The following is a 1782-nucleotide window of genomic DNA, read 5'->3' as shown; positions in this document are numbered from 1 at the left end:
GCAATGGCCTGGAATGCGCGTAACGAGCTGCAGGCGGTGACGCCGGTGGTGCGTGACGGAGACAGGGATGACCGGGAGAGCTACCGCTACGGTGCGCAGAGTCAGCGGGTGCTGAAGGTGAGCGTGCAGAAGACGGGCAGCGGCGTGCAGACGCGGCGGGTGGTGTACCTGCCGGGGCTGGAGCTGCGCAGCACGCACCGCGGTGACGCGGAAACGGAGCGCCTGCAGGTGATGACGGCGGGCGAGGCGGGGCGTGCGCAGGTGCGGGTGCTGCACTGGACGTCAGGCAGGCCGGACGGCATCAGCAACGACCAGGTGCGCTACAGCCACGATAACCTGACGGGGAGCAGCGGGCTGGAGGTGGACGGTGACGGCAGGGTCATCAGCATGGAGGAGTACTACCCGTACGGGGGGACGGCAGTCTGGACCGCCCGCAGCGCGGCGGAGGCGGACTACAGGACCGTGCGCCACTCGGGGAAGGAGCGTGACGCGACGGGGCTGTACTACTACGGGTACCGGTACTGCCAGCCGTGGTCGGGGCGGTGGCTCTCCGCGGACCCGGCGGGGACGGTGGACGGCCTGAACCTGTTCCGGATGTGCCGCAATAATCCCGTCACGCTTAAGGATAGCGACGGAAGAATGCAGGAACCAGCAAATCAGACTTTTAGTGGGTATATCGGAAGAGATGAATTTAGCGTATTTGATAAACTGTTAAAATTTCCAGAACTCTTTTATGAATCTGAGGATAATCCATCTTCTCTGGCAGGAAATATCCACGAAGAAAATGTAGCAGAAGGAGAACGGTCACATCAGAAAAAAATATCGGTAGTCTGGGGAAGAGAAGTTACCCCCCATTTTCAGCCAAAACATCCGTCAGAAATAGCGCCAGATGGAGGCGTTTCACTGGCATTTATTCAGGATATTTCCCGGGCTACCTACACGATATCTTTTGCACCTGCCGATGAAGGGATGAAATTCACAAAAGAAGATATTGATAAAATTTTCTCTCCTCAGGCCAAGCAGGTTATTTCCACAATTGCACATCAGGGCCATCTTGCTGATATTACTATTGAGTTATATGGTATTTTACCCGTTGATGATATGAACAGGTTTGTACAAAAAAGAGGGAATATGCCCGAACACCGTATCTTTAATGAAGGAGGGCAATATCGAATCACATCAATAAAGCAGTTTGAGTTTAAAAATTCTGATACGGAAGAATATGATGAAATCAGTGGTTTTACTGCAACGGTTGAACAAACGACTTATCTGGATGCGAAAGGATTTGATGGGTCAGGTAACCGAATATTATCTTATCAGTCAATGGATAAACCATCTTTTCAGAAAATATCGTTAACAATGATATTGCCTGAAAACCCGGGAAACCAGCCTGTAGTGCCAGCCGGAAAAGGATTTTTTTCCCGACGAAGAAATAAGTAACCAACTGCTTGTTGCACTGACAGCGCCGATATATGCAATACATGCAGATACTCGGCTTTCGAATCAGCGATAGCGCTGCCATCAGTATGATCCGGTGAGCGCCGCCCCCTTCTGCCGGCTCCCCGCCCGGGCACCGCTCTCTCCCCGGACGCACCGGCCCTAACCCGCCTGATGAACCCGCATCAGCCCCCGTTTACGGAGTCAGACCATGAGCACATTCCCCCTGAGCGCCGTCTTCCGCCACACCCCGGCCCTGACGGTAAGCGATAACCGCGGCCTCGCCGTGCGCGCCGTCGCCTTCCTCCGCCACCCTGATATCCCGGACGTCTGCGGCCTGCGCAT

1 protein-coding gene is annotated in these 1782 nt (G+C 54.8%); it reads left to right on the top strand.

From position 1 onward, the window contains the following. Positions 1 to 1440: RHS repeat-associated core domain-containing protein (locus ABR39_RS25285; RefSeq protein ID WP_131701693.1), on the top strand; the 1440-nt coding region annotated here is incomplete at its 5' end. Positions 1441 to 1782: the final 342 nt, after the last annotated feature.

Source organism: Enterobacter genomosp. O (genome assembly GCF_001022965.1).
Classification (GTDB): Bacteria; Pseudomonadota; Gammaproteobacteria; order Enterobacterales; family Enterobacteriaceae; genus Enterobacter; species Enterobacter cloacae_L.
The sequence above is the reverse complement of the archived record's forward strand: the minus strand, read 5'-3'. Positions and strand labels throughout refer to the sequence as shown.